This is a genomic window from Clostridium sp. 1001271st1 H5, from assembly GCF_005845215.1.
In the GTDB taxonomy this organism is placed as follows: Bacteria; Bacillota; Clostridia; order Lachnospirales; family Lachnospiraceae; genus Enterocloster.
Window position 1 is genome coordinate 190,667 of sequence record NZ_SPHO01000010.1, and the last position, 14,730, is coordinate 205,396.

The 14,730-nt window shown below is 52.5% G+C and carries 13 protein-coding genes and 1 tRNA gene; 1 reads left to right on the forward strand and 13 read right to left on the reverse strand.

All coding sequences use genetic code 11. The annotated features are described in order from the left end of the window. Window positions 1-24: 24 nt before the first annotated feature. From FGS84_RS16665 to FGS84_RS16690, 6 genes are all read right to left on the reverse strand, one after another. Window positions 25-825: a M55 family metallopeptidase gene (locus FGS84_RS16665; protein WP_138309660.1), complete on the reverse strand. Its 801-nt coding sequence runs from the start codon at window positions 823-825 to the stop codon at window positions 25-27. Next, entirely contained in the window at window positions 822-1,814 is a 993-nt protein-coding gene (locus FGS84_RS16670) for a dipeptide ABC transporter ATP-binding protein (RefSeq protein WP_138309722.1), read from the reverse strand. Before FGS84_RS16670 ends, FGS84_RS16665 begins: the two co-directional genes overlap by 4 nt. Continuing rightward, a complete protein-coding gene (locus FGS84_RS16675; RefSeq protein ID WP_138309661.1) occupies window positions 1,814-2,809 on the reverse strand; it encodes an ABC transporter ATP-binding protein in 996 nt (331 codons plus the stop codon). Before FGS84_RS16675 ends, FGS84_RS16670 begins: the two co-directional genes overlap by 1 nt. 11 nt (window positions 2,810-2,820) lie before the next feature. Then, window positions 2,821-3,699: an ABC transporter permease subunit gene (locus FGS84_RS16680; protein ID WP_138309662.1), complete on the reverse strand. Its 879-nt coding sequence runs from the start codon at window positions 3,697-3,699 to the stop codon at window positions 2,821-2,823. Between the two features lie 16 nt (window positions 3,700-3,715). Continuing rightward, window positions 3,716-4,636, reverse strand: a complete 921-nt coding sequence (locus FGS84_RS16685) for an ABC transporter permease subunit (RefSeq protein WP_138309663.1) — start codon at window positions 4,634-4,636, stop codon at window positions 3,716-3,718. 133 nt (window positions 4,637-4,769) lie between these two features. Beyond that, window positions 4,770-6,452 (reverse strand): glutathione ABC transporter substrate-binding protein, encoded by a 1,683-nt coding sequence (locus FGS84_RS16690; protein WP_138309664.1) that lies wholly within the window; start codon window positions 6,450-6,452, stop codon window positions 4,770-4,772. Window positions 6,453-6,689: 237 nt separating this feature from the next. Here FGS84_RS16690 and FGS84_RS16695 point away from each other — a divergent pair, with 237 nt between their 5' ends. After that, window positions 6,690-8,738, forward strand: a complete 2,049-nt coding sequence (locus FGS84_RS16695; RefSeq protein WP_138309665.1) for a sigma 54-interacting transcriptional regulator — start codon at window positions 6,690-6,692, stop codon at window positions 8,736-8,738. Here FGS84_RS16695 and FGS84_RS16700 read toward each other — a convergent pair. The 7 genes from FGS84_RS16700 to lpdA form a co-directional block, all read right to left on the reverse strand. Then, window positions 8,735-9,802: a P1 family peptidase gene (locus FGS84_RS16700; RefSeq protein WP_138309666.1), complete on the reverse strand. Its 1,068-nt coding sequence runs from the start codon at window positions 9,800-9,802 to the stop codon at window positions 8,735-8,737. The two genes, FGS84_RS16695 and FGS84_RS16700, sit on opposite strands and share 4 nt — an antisense overlap. Before the next feature lie 128 nt (window positions 9,803-9,930). Next, window positions 9,931-10,002 (reverse strand) — tRNA-Gln (locus FGS84_RS16705). 127 nt (window positions 10,003-10,129) lie between these two features. Further along, entirely contained in the window at window positions 10,130-11,503 is a 1,374-nt protein-coding gene (locus FGS84_RS16710; protein WP_138309667.1) for an MATE family efflux transporter, read from the reverse strand. 11 nt (window positions 11,504-11,514) lie between these two features. Beyond that, window positions 11,515-12,153, reverse strand: a complete 639-nt coding sequence (gene pduL / locus FGS84_RS16715) for a phosphate propanoyltransferase (protein ID WP_138309668.1) — start codon at window positions 12,151-12,153, stop codon at window positions 11,515-11,517. A 20-nt stretch (window positions 12,154-12,173) separates the two neighbouring features. Then, window positions 12,174-12,935 carry an MBL fold metallo-hydrolase gene (locus FGS84_RS16720; RefSeq protein WP_138309669.1) on the reverse strand — a complete coding sequence of 254 codons (762 nt, stop codon included), beginning with the start codon at window positions 12,933-12,935 and terminating at the stop codon, window positions 12,174-12,176. After that, complete coding sequence (locus FGS84_RS16725) at window positions 12,935-13,282, reverse strand: hypothetical protein (protein WP_138309670.1); 348 nt, start codon at window positions 13,280-13,282, stop codon at window positions 12,935-12,937. Before FGS84_RS16725 ends, FGS84_RS16720 begins: the two co-directional genes overlap by 1 nt. A gap of 21 nt (window positions 13,283-13,303) precedes the next feature. Continuing rightward, window positions 13,304-14,722, reverse strand: coding sequence for a dihydrolipoyl dehydrogenase (lpdA, locus tag FGS84_RS16730; RefSeq protein WP_138309671.1), 1,419 nt, complete (start codon window positions 14,720-14,722; stop codon window positions 13,304-13,306). Window positions 14,723-14,730 lie beyond the last annotated feature (8 nt).

The following is a 14,730-nucleotide window of genomic DNA, read 5'->3' on the forward strand; positions in this document are numbered from 1 at the left end:
TTATCTCCTTATCCGTTTAACATTCTAATACACCACAAAACAATGGGCGGTCACCACATCCATCCATCTGGATGTCTCCAGCCTGTTGGTGAATGTGTCCACTGCCCTCATTCCCGGATAAAAGGACATCTGGTACGCCTTTTTCCAGTCTTTGTAGGTCACTTCATATGTAAATGTCTCCGGAAGCTCCACCATGCACCTGGAGGGATTGCCGGATAAAGCCGTCTTCACTCCCCGGCGGATGGACGCCTCCACCTGCCCCGGCGCCTTACAGTAAGTGGACGCCCCCAGGCCGGTCTTTGTCACGGCCGTTGTGATGCACGGCACCATTTCCTCAGCCATGCTGCAGATGGTACTGTCCCCGGAAACAAACAGCACCGGGACCTTGTGGGAAGCAGCCGTGTAGCTGTTCAGCATGAATTCACTCATATAATTGCCGTTTAAACGGATGTACAGGCTGTTGCCTGTGGAAGTGTGGCTGATGGCAAAGCCGGGATTGCCTGCCGGGGCATGGTATCCTATATACATGACCCCGTCAAAGGAATCATCCAGGCCGGACATCATGTTATAGGGATGGCCGCTCTTGCCCCGAATCAGGGTTACGTAATCCGGCATGCAAAGCGGGTCGATGTTGGTGGCGTCCCCGTGACCATCCTTTACCACAATCTCGTCAGCTCCCGCCTCATGGGCAGCCTCGCAGGCAGCCACCACTTCCTTTGTCATCTGCTCTGCAAATTCCCTGTATGCAGCTTCATTCTTATGGGTTTCATATGCCAGGGCCACCCCTGCGCATCCTTCTATATCTGCACTGATAAAGAGTTTCATCCCTTATTCTCCTTGATTTTGTCATCATAGAGATGGCAGTATACATAATGGTCATCCGATACCTGGTAACGCTCCGGAGCCTTTTCCTTACAGATATCCATGCACCGGGGGCACCGGGTGTGGAATTTGCAGCCGCTGGGCGGATTTAACGCCGACGGGATGCTTCCTTCCAGGATAATGCGGTCCTTCTTTGCCGTTGGGTCCGGAACCGGTACGGCTGACAGCAGGGCCTGGGTATAGGGATGGAGAGGATTGGTGTAGAGCTTGCGCTTATCGCCCACCTCCACAAAGTTGCCCAGATACATGACGCCCACCCGGTCGCTGATGTGCTCCACCACGCTCAGGTCATGGGCCACGAATATATAGGTCAGGTTAAGCTCCTTCTTAAGCTGGTGCAGCAGGTTTAACACCTGTGCCTGGATGGACACGTCCAGGGCCGACACAGGCTCGTCCGCAATAATCAGCTCCGGCTCAACCGCCAGGGCCCTGGCGATACCGATACGCTGGCGCTGGCCGCCTGAAAATTCATGGGGATACCGGTTGGCATGGTAATCATCCAGTCCAACCTTCCTCAGAAGCTCCATGACACGGTCTTCCAGCTCCTTTTTGCTCTTTGTCAGGCTGTGTATGATTAAGGGCTCAGCGATAATGTCAAATACGGACATCCTGGGGTTCAGGGATGCATAAGGGTCCTGGAATACCATCTGGACCTTTTTGCGCACCGCGCGCATCTGCTTACGGCCATAGGATGAGATATCCTCCCCGGCCAGGATGATTTTCCCTGCCGTGGGAGTCTCCAGCTTGCAGATTCCCCTTCCCAAAGTGGATTTGCCGCAGCCCGACTCGCCCACGATGCCGAACACCTCGCCCTTACGCACCTCAAAGGAGACGCCGTCCACTGCCTTGACGAATTCACGTCCGCTGCCAAAATCCCCCTTCACAGGGTAATACACCTTCATACCTTCAACATTCAGCAGGATATCTCCCATCATGCGTCACCGCCTTTCTTTTCACAGAGCCAGCAGCGGCTCATGTGGCCTCCTCCCACGTCGTAGAACCCAGGTTCTTCCTCCCTGCACTTGTCAAAGGCACAGGAGCATCTGGGAGCGAACTTACAACCCTGGGGCATGTATTTAGGATTCGGGACATTGCCCGGTATGGATTCCAGCTCTTCCGCGCACGCTCCCAGCTTGGGGATGGATGCCAGAAGGCCCTTTGTATACGGATGGGACGGATTGGCGAAAATGGACTTCACATCCCCCTTTTCCACCACCCGGCCGCTGTACATGACCACCACGTCGTCGCATATCTCCGCCACCACCCCAAGGTCATGGGTGATAAACAGGATGGAGGTTCCGATTTTCTGCTTCAGGTTCTCCATCAAATCCAGTATCTGGGCCTGTATAGTAACGTCCAGCGCCGTGGTAGGCTCGTCCGCTATGAGGATTTTGGGCTTGCACACCAGTGCCATGGCTATCATAACCCTCTGGCGCTGGCCTCCGGAAAGCTGGAAGGGATATTCCTTCATCATTCGCTCCACCCTGGGAACGCCTGTCAGCTTCAGCATCTCCACTGCCCTGTCCCAGGCTTCCTGCTTGCTTATGCTGTTGTGCATCAGGATACATTCCGTAATCTGGTCGCCAATTTTCATGACAGGGTTCAGGCTGGTCATCGGCTCCTGGAAAATCATGGAGATTTTCTCTCCGCGCATCTTTCTGCGCTCCTCGTCGTTCAGCTTTGTCAGGTCGCGCCCCTCAAACAGGATTTCCCCGTCAGCCACCTTTCCCGTGGTTCCCATCAGAAGGCCCATGACGGACAGGGCGGTCACGCTCTTGCCGCTGCCTGACTCTCCCACGATTCCAAGGGTGCTTCCCTCTCTCAGTTCAATATCCACACCGTCTACTGATTTAATCACACCGCTGTCCGTGTAGAAGTAGGTGTGCAGATTCTTAATCTCTAAAATATTATTATTCGTATTTTCCATAAGTCCCACTCCTAATCAGTCAGTTTTGGGTCCAGAGCATCTCTCAGACCATCGCCCAGCAGGTTGAAGCAGAGCACGGTAAAGAAGATTGCAAGGCCCGGAAACAGGGTGATATGCCAGCTTGTCAGCATGTAGTTACGTCCATTGCTAAGGAGCAGCCCCCACTCAGGCGTGGGTGGCTGGGCTCCCATGCCCAGGAAGCTAAGGCTGGAAGCAGTGATGATGGAGGTACCGATGGACATGGTGTACTGTACGATAATATTGGGAATCGCGCTGGGCAGGATATGCCTCCACAGGATGCGCATGTCGCCGGCTCCGATGTTGCGGGCAGCCTGCACAAACACGCTGTTCTTTGTCTCCAGCGTATTGCCGCGCACCAGGCGGGCAAACTTGGGGATATTGAATACCGCAACCGCGATTACCACGTTGTAAAGTCCGTTTCCCAGGATAGCCACAATGGCAATCGCCAGTATAAGGCCGGGAAAGGCCAGCAGGACGTCGCAGATACGCATGATAATGGAATCCACAATTCCGCCGTAATATCCGGCCAGAAGTCCCAAAACCGTTCCCACCAGCATACCCACGGTAACGGCGAACAGTCCCACGCTGAGGGATATCCTGGTTCCGCAGATTACTCTTGAGAACAAATCCCTGCCGAACTCATCGGTGCCAAAGAGATGGGCGGCCGTGGGCGGCTGCATAATGGCGGAGTAATCATATTCATTGATGCCGTAGGGAGCAATCTTATAGCTGATGAATGCCAGCAGCACAAGGAACCCAAGGAATACCATGGCAACCATGGCTGTCTTCTGTTTCTTAAACTTTCTCACAAACTCTGAAAACGGGGTATTGATGTCCGTCTTTTCATTTAATACTTTATTCTTAGCCATCTTTTGTCGCCCCCTTTTAGCTCAATTGGATTTCAGGATTCAGCACTGCATACAGCACGTCCACAACCAGGTTAATCAGTACAAAATGCAGGGAAAATATAAGAATCAGCGACTGGATTGCAGGATAATCCCTGTAGTTCACGGATTCAATCAAAAGGGACCCCAGTCCCGGGAAGGCGAAAACCGTTTCCGTCACAACGGAACCTCCCAGAAGGAAACCGAACTGAAGACCCACAACCGTTACAACGGATATCATACAGTTGCGGAATACATGCTTCCAGATAACCGTCTTCTCCCGCAGGCCCTTTGCCCTGGCCGTACGGACATAATCCTCCTTCAGTACCTCGATAATGGAGGAACGGGTAAAACGGGCAATAATGGCCGCAATGCTGACCCCCAGCGTAATGGACGGCAGAATCAGGTTTTTGAAGGAGCCGGCTCCCGTGGTGGGCAGCAGCCTGTATTTGACCGCAAAAACCATGATAAGCATGAACCCAATCCAGAAGGAGGGCATGGATATACCCGAGACAGCCACTGTCATTCCTGTATAGTCCTGCCACTTGCTCCTGTTCCTGCCTGACCAGATGCCGATAAGAACGCCTGCAATCACGCTCCATGTCAGGCTTAACAGGGTAAGCTGCACCGTATTCATGTAGCGTCCCTGGACCTCTGTCAGCACCGGACGCTTGGTCCTCAGGGACGTGCCCAAATCCCCCTTCACAAGTCCTGTCACGTAGCTGACATACTGCTGGGGAAGGGGCTTGTTAAGACCCAGCTGTTCCCTTACCAGTTCCACATCCTCTTTGGTTGCCTGCGGACCGGCGACCTGACGGGCCGGATCTCCGGGAATCAGGCGGACAAAGAAGAATACAAATGTAACTACGATAATCAGGGTTGGTATAACTCCAACAATTCTTTTACATATGTATCTCAGCATATAAACTCTCACCTCTCATATCATTATTGGGTATACACCCTGTATGTTTATACGGCCTGGCCGTATGACGTCTGCTGCCTTATTCTCAAAAAGGTCTGGCAGAGAATCCCCCTCCGCCAGACCCTTAAGCCTTTTATTTCGTCATCTTACCATTTCTGATATTAAGGCAGTTATCTGGGAACATCTTTACATTTACCATCTTATTGGAAGTTGCCCAGGAGTTGAAGTCAGTTGCCAGACATACAAGCGGGCTCTCTTCCCAAATCAGGTCCTGAGCCTTGGCATATGCTTCTGCTCTCTTATCGCGGTCAGCTGTGTTCAGGCCGTCCTTCAGATATCCGTCTAATTCATCATTCTCGAAATAGCAGATATTGTAGCTCATAGGAGGCTCAGACTCTTTTGCCAGCAGAGGACGGATGCCCCAGTCAGCATCACCGGTAGAGGATGACCAGCCGATGATATACATATCAACCTCTGCCTCAGCGCCGGGAGCGTCCGTATCCTGGACCTTCTCGTTTACAATTGCGCTCTCTAAGCTGATAAGCTCAACATCGATACCCACCTCGGCAAGCTGCTGCTTTAAGAACTCGCCCTGCTTCATGTTTGCGGATGTGTTGGCAAATATCAGGGTTGTCTTAAAGCCATCGGGATAACCTGCTTCTGCCAGCAGTGATTTTGCCTTCTCAGTGTCGTACGGATAAGGATCATTTCCCTTGTAGTACTGAAGTTTCGGAGCAATGACAGAGGTTCCCGGCTCGGAGTTGCCATTCTTAACAACCGCCACATAGGCTTCCTTGTTGATGGCATAGTTGATGGCCTGGCGGACTCTCTTGTCATTGAATGGTTTCTTCTGGTTATTCATCATCAGATAACGCACTACCAGGCCCTGGTCCTGTCCCACAATAACGTTGGGGTCGGATTTAAGTCCTGCCAGGTTCTCATCCGGTACAGGCCAGATAAGCTGGGCGTCGCCGGACTGAATCATGGCAACCCTGGTTGCTGACTCAGGTACAGGCTTTAAGGTAATGGTCTTGAAACCGGCATCCTTGTCGGCCAGAGGCGTTCCGCCGCAGATATCCGCGTCATAGCCCCACCAGTCCTTGTTCAGTTCAACCGTAAGGTGGTCGCCCTGAATCCACTCCTTAAATGTATACTGTCCGGTACCCACAGGCGCCTCCGCACATGCCTGGGAGCCCTGCTCGATTACCTTGGGGCTCATGACAACGCAGGCCGGATGGGCCAGTGTCTCAATGAACGCACCAAATGGGGAGGACAGCTTTACTACGATTGTATAATCATCCTGCACCGTAGTGGTGTCCAGTATATTACATAACAATGTGGTTCTCTTAAGTCCCAGGGACTTGTCCGCCCAACGGTCAAAGTTGGCCTTGGCCGCCTCTGCGTTCCATGGAGTGCCGTCAGAGAATGTGATGCCCTCCCTCAGCTTGATGGTGAACTCGGTGGCGCCCTCATTGGCCGTATACTCAGTTGCCAGCATAGGGATGATTTTCATGTCGTCGTCAAATCCGAACAAACCATCCATGATAAGGCGCTGAACACCTCCCGAAAGGGTGTCGCTGGTATCCAGCGGGTCCAGTGTGGTAAAGTCCACATTGACTGCTCCTATAATATCCGTATCCTGGGAAACAGACTCTCCCTCCGCAACAGCTGCCGCTGCTGTCGTCTCTTCCGTGGCCGGCGCCCCGCCTGCAGCTGCCGTGGTATCAGTTGTGCCTGATGATGAACCACATGCCGTCAATCCCAGCATGGCAGCAGCCAGTGCCAGTGCACACAGCTTCATTCCGCTTTTCTTCATAGAATATCCTCCTTTTTTGTGATGATACAAAAAAAGCCTGGAAACCTACAGCTCTCACGCTCATTTCGTAAGCATCCTTGCTTATCAATAATTTTACACGTTTTTATACTTCCTTGTCAAATAAATCATTCTTTTTTCCGTAAGGCATTCGTTACAAATTAAAATTTAAACCTATTAGGTTGTTATATCCCAATCTTTTTGTTATAATTAACCTAATAATACCCAGGAGGAAGGACCATGGACAGAAGCCAGCCAAAATACCATGTGCTAATAGTCAGCATCAATTCCAACATACGCCTTGAATTCCAGAGTTATCTCCACAAGATACTGGGCGCCCATATTGCCTTTGACACAATTGGACTGGACCAGGTCCAGCGGCCGGAGCAGATTAAGGGATACCAGTGCATCCTGTTTTCCAGCCCCCTGGTCCAGTCTGAATTTCCCATCCCCATCCCAAAGGAAGTCATGCAGATTGTCTGCACCAGGACCTTCAACCACGCCTGTCTGGACCAGATTATCCGCATACCGCCAGGGGAACGGGTTTACATAGTAAACGACACCTATGACTCCATTGTCACCATCATGGAGCAGCTCAAGGAAGCCGGCGTGGTGCAGTACCGGTTTGAACCCTTTTATCCGGGCTGCATCCTTGCCGACGAATCCATCCACTATGCCATCACCGTGGGCGAGCCCCAGCTGGTGCCCGGCCATATCACCAATGTCATTGATATCGGCAACCGCATCATTGATATTTCCACGGTCAACGAGCTGTGCGAGTATTTTCATCTTCCCGCCAGCCTGTCCAACCAGATTACCAAGTCCTATGTAAACAGCATCATGCAGATTGCCAAGCTGACCAGCGCCTATTACCAGGATTACATCTATTCCCGGCAGCTTCTCCAGACCGTTATCAGCAATCTTCCCATCGGCCTGTGCCTTTTGTCGGTCCGCGGGGAAATCAATATGGTAAACCGCAGATTCTCCATGGACCTGGAGCTTCCTGAAACAGGCACCACAGGCAGGAACCTGTCCCAGTTCCTGCCGCAGCCCTGCAAAGGCATGGATTTCTGCCACAGCGCGGATTACAAGGTGATGAACCGCAGCGGAAAACATCTGCTCCTCAGCTCCCTTGAGCTGCTGCTGCCCAACCATGAGCCCCTGTACCTGCTGACCAGCACGCCCTGCCCTGTGCTGGCTGACGGGACCACGGAATATCCCGCTGCACCGGAACCCGTATTCTCTGACTCCCGGTATACGGACAGCATGTTCACCAGCTTCACCACTGCATCGGAGCCCATGAAACATATCCTGGAATATGCCCGCAGGCTTTCCCTCTATGACTTTCCTGTACTGATTCAGGGCGAGAGCGGAACCCAGAAAAAGCTTCTGGCCAGGGCCATACACAGGACTTCCTCCAGGAGGCAGCAGCCCTTTGTCTGTCTGAATATGCCCATGGGACTGAACGTGGCTGCAAGGGTAAACGGAATTCCCGGCGTGCATGAAGCATCCGGCCCGGCCCTGATTGTCTCCGACCCCCTTTCCCAGATGCTGGAACTGTTTAAGGAGGCCAACCACGGAACCCTGCTCATTGACAGTGCCGAATATCTGTCCCCTGAGATTCAGGGACTTCTGATTCACATTCTTCAGGACAACCGGACCGGCAATGTTTTCGGCACCCGCTTTTCCCCCTTTGACGTGCGCATTATCGCCACGGCCGGGCAGGACCTGTATGAGATGGTCCGGCAGGGACTTTTCCGGGAGGAGCTGTTTTTTCTGCTGAATGCAGCCTCCATCGACACCCTGCCCCTCAGGAAGCGCAGGGAGGACATCCCCCTGCTCATGGACCAGTTCTTCCGGGAGCTGTTCCACAACAAGAGTCTTATGGCCAGGGACATCCTGTCCTCCAGTCTCTTTGACTTCCTGATGAATTACGATTATCCCGGCAATGTCCAGGAGCTCTACAACCTGACCCGCTATTTCTTCTCCCACTATGCCGCCCATCCCCTGATACTGGCGCAGCTTCCCTCCTATATCAGAAACCAGATGCGCAAGCCCGGCCAGGACCACAGCCCGGTCCGCCTCAGGGTGCTGGCCGCCATAGCAGCCTCTCCCCGTATCGGCCGCGGCGCCATAAAAAATGCCCTGGCAGAGGCCGGCGTGGAACTGAGCGACGGCCGCCTGCGGGGGCTGCTGAAAGAATTATCGGAAGAAGGCCTTATCCGCATCAACCGCACCAGGGGAGGCTGCGAGATAACGGAGCAGGGACTTATGTCCCTGCGCCATTAAGCTTTAAGAATCCGGGGGAGGAACTCTGACAGGCTGTAATACACCTCTCCTGCCAGGCCCGCGGTATGCCCGGCTGCTGTCATGGAATTCAGGATTGCTTCATTGACAGCCTCTGCGGCTGCCTTGAAGGCCACATTAATCAGGTCTTCCCTGATACTGGCGCTGGTCATGATTTCCGGCGTATCCTTTCCCTGAAGACGGCCTGCCGTGGTGAACCCAATCATCACCTCACCGCTGCCATGGCCGGTGTAAGCGCCGGTCCTGGCGATTCCCACCCCCGCCCTGCGGATGATGCGCTTCAGCTGACGGTCACTGACAGGCAGATCCGTGGCAATGACGGTCATGATGGACCCCTGGTCCTGTTCTGCTGTGGCCATGTTCCTGCGCCTTTCCTTTTCAGCCAGAATCCGTTGGCCGGCCCGGACACCGTCTATAACCAGGTCCTCTGTGGCTCCGAAATTAGACTGTACCAGGACTCCCAGCGTATAATCCCTTCCGCCGATTCGCATGATTCTGGACGCAGAGCCGATTCCGCCCTTCAGGCCATAGCACACGGTCCCTGTGCCTGCCCCCACGTCCCCCTCCTCAAAATCCCCTCCGGCAGCGGAAAATGCATCCATCACATCTTCCATGGACACAGCCCTGTGCTGTATGCGGTTAATCCTGCAGTCATTGCACTCCCCCACCACCGGGCTTACGCTCATGACTTCCACCTGGTCCTGAGCGCACTGCCTGATGGTATACTCCACCAGGGCGTCAGCCACCAGCCCCACATTCAGGGTATTGGTCAGGGCAATGGGCGTCTCCAGGGTCCCCAGCTCCTCCACCTGGACCAAACCGCAGGTCTTGCCGAATCCGTTGTGCACATATCCGGCCGCTATGAACTTCCGGTCAAATGCATTTCCCGGTCCCGGTACAATGACCGTGACACCGGTTCTGCTGTCCCCATTCCTCACGGTCTTATGGCCCACCAGCACCCCGGGCACATCTGTAATCTTATTTTTAGGTCCGGTCTTCATAACGCCCGGAACAATGCCGAAATCCCTGATTCGCTTTCTCTCCATTATCCTTCCTCCTCCCCGTCCTTTCAACAATATGGGGTTATATGATTATGTGTAATCTATTTATTTATAGAAGGAAAGCCCGCAGAAACGCCCTGAAACAGACGTCCCTGCGGACTTTCCCAATTGTACTGGGCCGGCGGGATTCGAACCCTCGAGTGCAGGAGTCAAAGTCCTGTGCCTTACCGCTTGGCGACGGCCCAACAGACCAGATGATTAATCCGGCATGCCAAATTATAATACCATAGAATTTAGCGGTTTGCAAGATTTTGAAACCCACTTTTACAGAATTGTTGTCCGGCAGAGTTGGTTCGGCCGGCGCAGGAGCCGTCACACCTGCCCGGCCATCTGCCGGCGGATATGTTTCCACCAAATCCACGCCAGCAGCGCAGCCATTGCCTCTGAAACCGGAAACGACCACCACAGAGCATCCAGCCCCAGAAGCGCCGCCAGCACCCAGGCAGCCGGCAGCAGTATAATCAGCTGGCGGAAAAAAGAGATAACCAGGCTTTCCATGCCTCTTCCAAGCGCCTGGAATACAGCGCTGTAGATAACGGAGACAGAGGCAAACAGATACCCGAAACTGATTGTCCTAAGGGCTGTGACGCCAATGGCCATCATGTGTTCTGATGCATTGAACATTGCCATTATCTCCACTGCGAATACCTGGGATACGGCAAACCCGGCCAGCATGATGGCGGTGGCATACCCCAGGCTGTAATGTATGGCCTTGCGTATCCGTTCAGGTCTTCCCGCCCCCAGATTATATCCGATAATGGGAATCATGCCGTTATTGAGGCCGAATACAGGCATAAAGATAAAACTCTGGATTTTAAAATAGACTCCCATCACTGCGGCAGCTGTTGCGGTGTAGGAAATCAGTATCTGATTCAGCCCGAAGGTCATGACCGATGCAATGGACTGCATTACAATGGCCGGTATGCCCACCTTATATATCTGCCTGATAATTCCTCTATCCGGCCTGAACCCCCGGAATACAAACTGCACCTCATGGTTGACCCGCTTATTAAAATAAACGTTCATCCACATGCCGGCCAGCTGCCCTGTCACGGTTGCAATGGCTGCCCCGCTGATACCCATTCTGGGGAAGCCGAACCACCCGAATATCAGAATAGGGTCGAGAATCATATTAATAACAGCTCCCGCCCCCTGTGTAATCATGGTATAAAGTGTCTTTCCCGTGCCCTGCAGTATCCGTTCCAGCACCACCTGTTCCAGCACGCCCACAGAAAAAACCAGGCAGATGGACAGATACTGCACGCCCAGCTCTATGATTTCTTCTGAATCTGTCTGCAAACAAAAAAACGTCCTGGTGAAAAACAGGCCAAACACCAGAAAGAACAGATAGGTCACCAGCATGATAAAAATACCGTTTACAGCTGTCTTGTTAACACCTTCCTGGTTTCGTTCCCCCAGATACCTGGACAGCAGGGAATTGACGCCCACTCCGGTCCCCACCGCCACTCCAATCAGCAGATTCTGCACCGAATATGCCAGGGAGACAGCGGTAAGGGCCTGTTCGCTGATTCTGGCAACGAACAGGCTGTCAACAATATTGTACATGGCCTGGATAATCATGGATACCATGATTGGAAGCGCCATGGTCACCAGCAGACGGTTGACCGGCATGACTCCCATCTTATTCTCCCCATCTGTCCGGGGCATTCTTTCTATTTGCTTCATGTTTTCCTCATTTAAGCGATGGATGAATCCGTCAAATCAGCATTTGCCAAACCTGAATCTGCCAAACCATTGCCCCGCAGCTTTACTATGGTCCCATAGACCGTACCTGACATGGCAACCGCGTTTGCCTCATCCGTGTCTATATGGGCTGCCGTGGAATAATGTTCGCTGACCCGGACCACCATGTCCTTGAAAATCAATGAACGGTCATTGATATTTACCTCAAAAGCAACTGTTTCCCGGTCGGTCACGCCCAGCTTTATGGCATCCTCCGGCGTAGTGTGTATGTGACGCTTTGCCGCAATGACTCCTTCCTTCAGAATAACCGTCCCCCTGGGGCCTTCCAGCACGCAGCTGCCGCTTCCCTCCACATCACCGGATTCCCGTATAGGCGCGCTGACCCCTATGGTCCGGGCATCTGTCAGTGATATTTCCACCTGGGTGCGCTCCCTCACAGGTCCCAGCACAGACATGGAGAATTTGCCCTTGGGTCCAATCACGCTCACCCGTTCCTCGCATGCAAATTGTCCCGGCTGGCTTAACATCTTCTTCACTGTCAGTTCATAGCCTTCCCCAAAAAGTATATCTAAATGCTCTTTTGATAAATGAATGTGTCTTGCTGATATTTCAATCAATATATTCTGCCCCACAATTATATCCTCCTGATAAACTAAATGCTCACTTTTTGAAGCGGTACCGTAAGCGCCTTCATGGGTGGCAGTATTTTTTCATATTGTTTCATGTCTTCTGACATCATATTCCGGAAATGAATCCTGTCATCCTCCGCAAAGGGAAGGTGACAAAAAATAATTTTTTTCGTCCGTACAGACTGTGTAAAAACCCTGCGTCCCCTGGGAAGATGGAGAAAAAGCGGATTGGCAATAACAGCATCAAACTCCTGCGCACCTGTCATTCGCCCAAAAAACACGCTGTCATAATCTGAATCTCCCAGGATTAATACCTTTTTCCCATCAGCCTCAAGCACATAACACAGATGGCTGACTCTCTCATACTCGTTTCCTGCATGTCTTGATGGAAATGCAGTCAGGCTTCCCGTCTCCCACAGCCCTATGCTTTTGCACTGGCCCATTGGCAGCTCAATGGACTCTGTCCTGCATACGCCTGTCTCAAGCCTTGATAATACATCGTACTGTGTATCCTCCGGCATCACCAGCATCTCAGGTTCTGCTGCCTGCAGATACCGGTTTACCAGTCCCAAATCAAAATGGTCCTCATGGAAATGGGTAAATGCCATCCATCTGATTCCGTCAAAGGGAGGAACCCGCCTCATGATTTGCTCTCTGATATCAGGAGGCACCGGACTGAACATCCCGTTTTCCGTACAGTGCAGGCCGTCAAGCAGCAGTTTCCCGCCGCTGCACTCCACTAACAAACCTGCGTTGGCCACCAGAGTGATATGTATATCCCCCATCAGCCAAGACTGCGCAGCTGGTATCTGCAGTCTGTTTCATGGCCAGCCCTCACAAAGGTCATGTTTTCCGCCCCAAATACCCGGGCAATCTCGTCTTTTTTCCCGGACAGCCACTCCTGGTCAATGTTCCGGTATGAGCTGCAATCCTTCCAGAAATAAAGAGACGTCACACGGCCGGGATTGGTTTCGCTCACCCAAATCTGCCACCCGGAAAAGCCCTCCAGCACAGCCAGCTCTTTTGCCATGATTTCATATTCTAATTCCACATACCGTTTTACCAGCTCAGGCTTTACTTGAAATACCAGTTCTTCGATAAAAAGGCCTGGTTCATTTACTTTCAGTTCCATATGTACGCCTCCTTTTCCTGATTACCTGCTTTTTACCGGCGGCATATGAATGGCTTTTCCCAGAAGATTGGACACCGCCTCATCAAAGGCCTCGGAGAGGGTGGGATGCCCGTGCATAACATTGGCTGCCTCCTCCGCCGTAAACATTCCGTTCATTGCAATGGCTGCCTCTGCAATCAGGTCGCTTGCATTGGGGCCAATGATATGTACGCCTAACAGCCTGGATTTATCTTTTGAAGCAATCACCTTTACCATCCCCTCGGCGTCGCCCATGGTAAGGGCTTTGCCGTTGCCGGAGAACTGGTATTTGCTGGTGATATAGTCGATTCCCTGCTCCTTTGCCTGTTCTTCCGACAGCCCGATGCTGGACACATCGGGAAACGTAAAGATGGAATTGGGAATCAGGCTGTAATCCACCTGGGTCTTCTCACCTGCCATGCGCTCAACTGCAGCCTTGCCTTCTTCCGATGCCACATGGGCCAGCATGACGCGTCCTGTCACATCCCCGATTGCATAGATTCCCGGCACATTGGTTTCATAGTTTTCATCCACCTTGATTCCCTTGCGGTCATACCGCACACCGGCCCCATCCAGATTCAGGCCCTCTGCATCCATCTCACGACCGGTTGACACAAGCACCTGCCGGCAGGAAAGAACCTGCTTTTTGCCGCCTGCATCCACCTGCACAGACAGTCTGCCGCCCTTTTTCTCAATCTTCTCAACCTTGGAGCCTGTCATGATTGCGATACCGCGTTTTTCCAGCAGTCCCTTTAATCTGGTGGTGATTTCCACGTCCACATTGGGAATGATGTGGGGCATAAACTCTACCACAGTTACCTTGGCGCCAAAGGACTGATAAATACCGGCAAACTCAATGCCAATCACTCCGCCGCCGATAATCACGATTTCCTCCGGAACCGTCTTCATATCCAGCGCTTCTTTGCTGGTAATGACCCCCTCCAGGTCCATGCCCTCAATGGGAAGCCTGGATGATTTGGAACCGGATGCAATGAGAATCCGCTTTGTTTCCAGTTTCTTTACAGCGCCGTCCCTGCCTGTCACCTCCACCAGACCGGCTTTTATGATTTTAGCGCAGCCCTTCTCTATGGTGACCTTATTGGATTTCAGCAAAAATTCCACTCCGCCTGTCAGCGTCTTTACAATCTTGTTCTTGCGGGCCTGGACCTGTTCCATATCCAGCCTGTAGCCGTCAATCTCAATTCCGAACTCCCTGCTGCGGTCCATATAGCTGACTACCTGGGCATTTTTGTATAGTGCTTTTGTGGGAATACAGCCATAATTCAGACAGGTTCCGCCGCATGCGTCCTTTTCCACAATCACAACCTTCATTCCCAGCTGCGCAGCCCTGATAGCGGCCACATATCCGCCCGGTCCTGCACCGATTACCACCAAATCCGTACCTGCCATAGTTCCTCCCATCTGACACT

Excerpts from the sequence above, each read along its gene's own strand:
- lpdA (WP_138309671.1), bottom strand. The coding sequence starts at position 14,722 with ATGGGAGGAACTATGGCAGGTACGGATTTGGTGGTAATCGGTGCAGGA.
- FGS84_RS16725 (WP_138309670.1), bottom strand. The coding sequence starts at position 13,282 with ATGGAACTGAAAGTAAATGAACCAGGCCTTTTTATCGAAGAACTGGTA.
- FGS84_RS16680 (WP_138309662.1), bottom strand. The coding sequence starts at position 3,699 with ATGGCTAAGAATAAAGTATTAAATGAAAAGACGGACATCAATACCCCG.
- FGS84_RS16670 (WP_138309722.1), bottom strand. The coding sequence starts at position 1,814 with ATGGGAGATATCCTGCTGAATGTTGAAGGTATGAAGGTGTATTACCCT.
- FGS84_RS16685 (WP_138309663.1), bottom strand. The coding sequence starts at position 4,636 with ATGCTGAGATACATATGTAAAAGAATTGTTGGAGTTATACCAACCCTG.
- FGS84_RS16695 (WP_138309665.1), top strand. The coding sequence starts at position 6,690 with ATGGACAGAAGCCAGCCAAAATACCATGTGCTAATAGTCAGCATCAAT.
- FGS84_RS16675 (WP_138309661.1), bottom strand. The coding sequence starts at position 2,809 with ATGGAAAATACGAATAATAATATTTTAGAGATTAAGAATCTGCACACC.
- FGS84_RS16700 (WP_138309666.1), bottom strand. The coding sequence starts at position 9,802 with ATGGAGAGAAAGCGAATCAGGGATTTCGGCATTGTTCCGGGCGTTATG.
- FGS84_RS16665 (WP_138309660.1), bottom strand. The coding sequence starts at position 825 with ATGAAACTCTTTATCAGTGCAGATATAGAAGGATGCGCAGGGGTGGCC.
- FGS84_RS16710 (WP_138309667.1), bottom strand. The coding sequence starts at position 11,503 with ATGAAGCAAATAGAAAGAATGCCCCGGACAGATGGGGAGAATAAGATG.
- FGS84_RS16720 (WP_138309669.1), bottom strand. The coding sequence starts at position 12,935 with ATGGGGGATATACATATCACTCTGGTGGCCAACGCAGGTTTGTTAGTG.
- FGS84_RS16690 (WP_138309664.1), bottom strand. The coding sequence starts at position 6,452 with ATGAAGAAAAGCGGAATGAAGCTGTGTGCACTGGCACTGGCTGCTGCC.